The following is a 4,083-nucleotide window of genomic DNA, read 5'->3' on the forward strand; positions in this document are numbered from 1 at the left end:
AGCCTGCGTCTCGACGCCGGTCGACGCGATGCCCGAGGTGGTGCCCGCGCCCGTGGTCGAGCCGGAGCCGGAACCGCCGCCGCTTCCTGAACCGCCCGGCGTGCCCGGCTCGCCGGGGCCGCCCGGTTCCTCCGGCACGGTCGTCTCGTTCACCGTGATGGTGAACGAGGCGGCGATCACCGCGAAGAGCATGACCTGCTCGGGCGGCGCGGAGTCGGTGGCCGTGCAGGTGATCGTGGTCACGCCGATCGGGTAGAGGTCGCCCGAGGCGTGGTCGCAGCTCACCGTGATCGGGGCGACGCCGCCGGTGGTCGTCGGCGGGTCGAAGGCGACGGTCACGCCCGGCTCGCCGGGAGGCGCGTCGACGACGATGTCGTCGGGCACGTCGATCGTGAGCGGGTCGGGCTCGTCGACGAGGAGCGCGTATCGCACCGCGTTGTCCGTCGACGTCGACGCAGCGCTGGGGTTCAGCGCGGCATCCGTCGCCACGCCCGCTGCGATCGACGCGGTCAGCACGCCGTCGCCCGTCAGCCCGTTCACCGACACCACGTACTGGCCCGGCGCGCCACCGGGCGTGACCGTCGCCACCGGAGTGCCGGTGCCCGTGAAGGCCAGCGTCAGGTCGGCGTCAGTGAACCCGACCACCGGCTCGCTGAACGCCACGTCGAAGACGATGGGCAACACGTCCGTCGGATCCACCTGCGTCCCGCCCTGGTCGATCGTCACCGTCGGCGCCGTCACGTCGGGATCGCCCTCGTCGAAGTCGTACGTCACCGCATTGTCCGTCGACGTCGACGCCGTGTTCGCGTTCAGCGCCGCATCCGTCGCGACGCCCGCGGCGATCGTCGCGGTCAGGACACCGTCGCTCGTGAGCCCGGTGACCGACACCGTGTACGTGCCCGGCGTGCCACCCGGCGCGACGGTGGCCGCGGGGGTGCCGGTGCCCGTGAACGCCAGCGTCACGTCGGGCGCGGTGAACCCGACGACGGGCTCGCCGAACGCCACGTCGAACACGATCGGAAGCGCCGTGGTGGGATCGACCTGCGACGTGCCCTGGTCGATCGTCACCGTCGGGGCGGTGACATCACCGTCGTCGAGGTCGAACGTCACCATGTTGTCGGTCGAGGTCGACGCCGTGTTCGCGTTCAGCGCGGCATCCGTCGCCACGCCCGCGGCGATCGTCGCGGTCAGCACGCCGTCGCTGGTGAGCCCGTTCACCGACACCACGTACTGGCCCGGCGCGCCACCCGGCACGACGGTCGCTGCGGGCGTGCCGGCACCGGTGAACGCCAGGGTCACGTCGCTCGCGTCGAAGCCGACCACCGGTTCACTGAACGCCACGTCGAACACGATCGGCAGCACCGGCGCCGGATCCACCTGCGTCGCACCCTGGTCGATCGTCACGGTTGGCGCCGTCGTGTCGGGTTCGTCGGGAAGCTCGAAGGTCACCGCGTTGTCGGTCGAGGTCGACGCCGTGTTGGCGTTCAGCGCGGCATCCGTGAAGGCCCCTGCCGCGACCGACGCGGTGAGCACGCCGTCACCGGTCAATCCGGTGACAGTCACCGTGTACTCGGTCGGCGAGCCGCCGGGCACCAGCGTCGCGACCGGCGTGCCGGTTCCGGTGAACGCGAGGGTGACGTCGGTCCCGTCGAATCCGACGGCCGGCTCCGAGAGCTCGACGTCGAAGGTGATCGGCAGCGTCGACGTGGGGTCGACCTGCGTCGCGCCCTGCTCGACCGTCACCGTCGGCGCCGTCGTGTCGGGGGGCAGGTCATCGTCGCCGATGGTCACGATCGCCGACGGATCCGACGACGTGAGCGCGTAGCCGGGCGGATCGGCGGGGAGCGTGATGGTGACCGTGTAGGTCTCGCCCGGGTCGTACACGTCGTCGGCGAGCGCGTCGACGGGGATGTCGACGGTCGCGGCATCCGCGGGCACCGACACGGTCGTCCCCGGGAGCGAGGTGTAGTCGACGTCGGCCGTCGTCGGCGGCACCGGCGCGGTCGACACGGTGAGGTCGAAGGCCGGATGCTGCGCCGGCGTGATCGTGACGGGCACCACGCCGGTCGCGCCCTCCGCCACGGGCACGTCGGTCGCCAGGGTCACGTCGATCTCGGTGCCGGCGCCGACCTGCACGACGACCTTCTCGGTCGTCGGGAAGTCGTTCGTGTCGAGGTCGAGGCCGAAGAACGGCACCTGCATGCCGTAGGGCGGGTCGCCGAGGTACTGCAGCGGCAGGCCGTTGTTGCCGAGGTCGGAGACCAGGAACCGCACGGTGCAGGTCACGTCGGTAAGGCCGGTCGCGAGGAACTCGACCTGGTCGAGCGCGTAGTTCAGGCTCTCGATCGCGTTCAGCCCCCTCACCACGCCGGCGAATGCGCTGTGCGGGTCGCTCGGATTGCCGGTGGCGAACGGCAGGTTCTTCACCTCGTCGGGCAGCGCATTCATCGCCCCTTCGACCACGAGCGCACGGTTGGCCTCGTACTCGGCGAACTCGGGATCGGAGGGATCCGGCGAGATCGCCAGGTCGAGCGTGTCCTCCATCAGCTCCTCGAGGTCGTCGTAGATGGTGAAGGGGGACGCCGGCATCGAGAACGTTCCGCAATCCGTCCACGCGATGAGCAGCCACTCGTCGCCCGGCCCGTCGATGGTGTCGTCGCCGTCCTGCTCGTCGTTGTCGTCGTCGACGACGTTCCAGTCCTCCTCGTCGGGCTGGCCGGTGTCGTCGCCGGCGTCGCCGAGGAAGCCCGACCCGCCCGACGGCACCTGGAAGACCTGGTCGGGCACCTCTACCTCGGGGAAGTCGTTGAGCTCCTGCACGCGGATCTGGATGTCGGCCTGCGCGGTGCCGAGCGCTGGGTCGCCGGGCACGAGCGTGACGGCGAGCGTCTCGGGGTTCGATCCGTTGTAGTAATACGGGTCGTCGGCGGTGCCGTCGTCGTCGGAGTCGTCGTCGGGGGTGTAGACGAGTGTCTTCAGCGCGTCGTTCACCTCCTGGGTCGTTCCGATGACCGCGACCACCGGCGCGGGCAGGTCGCTGAGGGCGCTCTTGTCGCGCACGAGGGCGCCGCTCGGCAGTTGCAGCACGTCGATGCTGCTGTCGGAATCGTCGACGACGGATGGGGCGTCGCTGAAGTCGAGCGTGCCGTGCGACACCGAGAGCTGGACCGCCGTGCATCCGGTGAGGTTCCACGGGTCGGCGTTGACGCAGCCCGACTCCGCCGATTCGACGGCGATCGTGCGCACGTCCTGCGAGATCAGGTCGGTGCCGCCGTCGAACGCGAGCTCGCCTTCGGGGATGACCGTCGGGAAGCCGGCTGGCAGGCTCACCGGCAGCGACCCGGCCGGGGCCATGTACAGCCGCGTCGGCGGGTCGACGAACGACGGCGCCGCGGCCTGCGCGGGCACCACCAGCGTGAGGGCGGCGACCGCCCCGAGTGCTGCGCCGAGTGCGACGGTGCGGATGCCACGCCGCTGTCGCGGCGCGCGGCCGCGCGTGAGCCACCCCATCGTCATACGTCCCCCCGGTCGCGACGCGAACTGCTGCGTTCGGGGGACACGCAACCAGTCCCCGACGCCGCCGTCAAGGCGAACGTGAGAATCCGTCGCGGTTCGGCCGCCCCACTTCGGGGTACGGCGGGGCGCCCCTCCGGACGCGGGTAGCGTGGCAGCGTGCAGATCACAGTGCTCGCGGGCGGCGTCGGAGGGTCGCGCTTCGTGCGCGGCGTGCGCGAGGAGTGCGCGCGGCGCTGGCCCGACGGGAAGGGCGGCTCGGCGGCATCCGTCACCGTGATCGTGAACACGGGCGACGACCTGTGGCTGGCGGGCGTGCGGCTCATGCCCGACTTCGACTCGCTGGTCTACTCGCTCGCGGGGGTGAATGACTTGAGCGTGTAGATCAGCGGATGCCGCAGCGGCATCCCGAACCGGAGAGGAAGACCACCATGGCAGCCGACGAACCCACCACGACCCCGACGGATGCGGCCGGATGGGGAAGAACGCGAGCTGCTCCGCCTGCTTGGCGGCGACCTCGGCCAGCCGCCGGCGCCCGTGGCCGGCGTTCACGACCTGGTTGGCACAACG

Annotated in this window: 2 protein-coding genes; one reads left to right on the plus strand and one right to left on the minus strand. The window is 71.1% G+C overall.

Going from position 1 to position 4,083, the window contains the following annotated elements; translation table 11 throughout:
• On the minus strand, positions 1-3,510 hold a 3,510-nt coding region (locus GH736_RS18470; protein ID WP_159605947.1), incomplete at its 3' end, for an HYR domain-containing protein.
• A gap of 162 nt (positions 3,511-3,672) precedes the next feature.
• On the opposite strand from GH736_RS18470, the gene GH736_RS18475 reads away from it, so the two are divergent.
• Positions 3,673-3,897 (plus strand): 2-phospho-L-lactate transferase CofD family protein, encoded by a 225-nt coding sequence (locus GH736_RS18475; RefSeq protein ID WP_159605949.1) that lies wholly within the window; start codon positions 3,673-3,675, stop codon positions 3,895-3,897.
• Positions 3,898-4,083: the final 186 nt, after the last annotated feature.

The organism is Agromyces humi (genome assembly GCF_009720255.1).
GTDB classification, from domain to species: Bacteria; Actinomycetota; Actinomycetes; order Actinomycetales; family Microbacteriaceae; genus Agromyces; species Agromyces humi.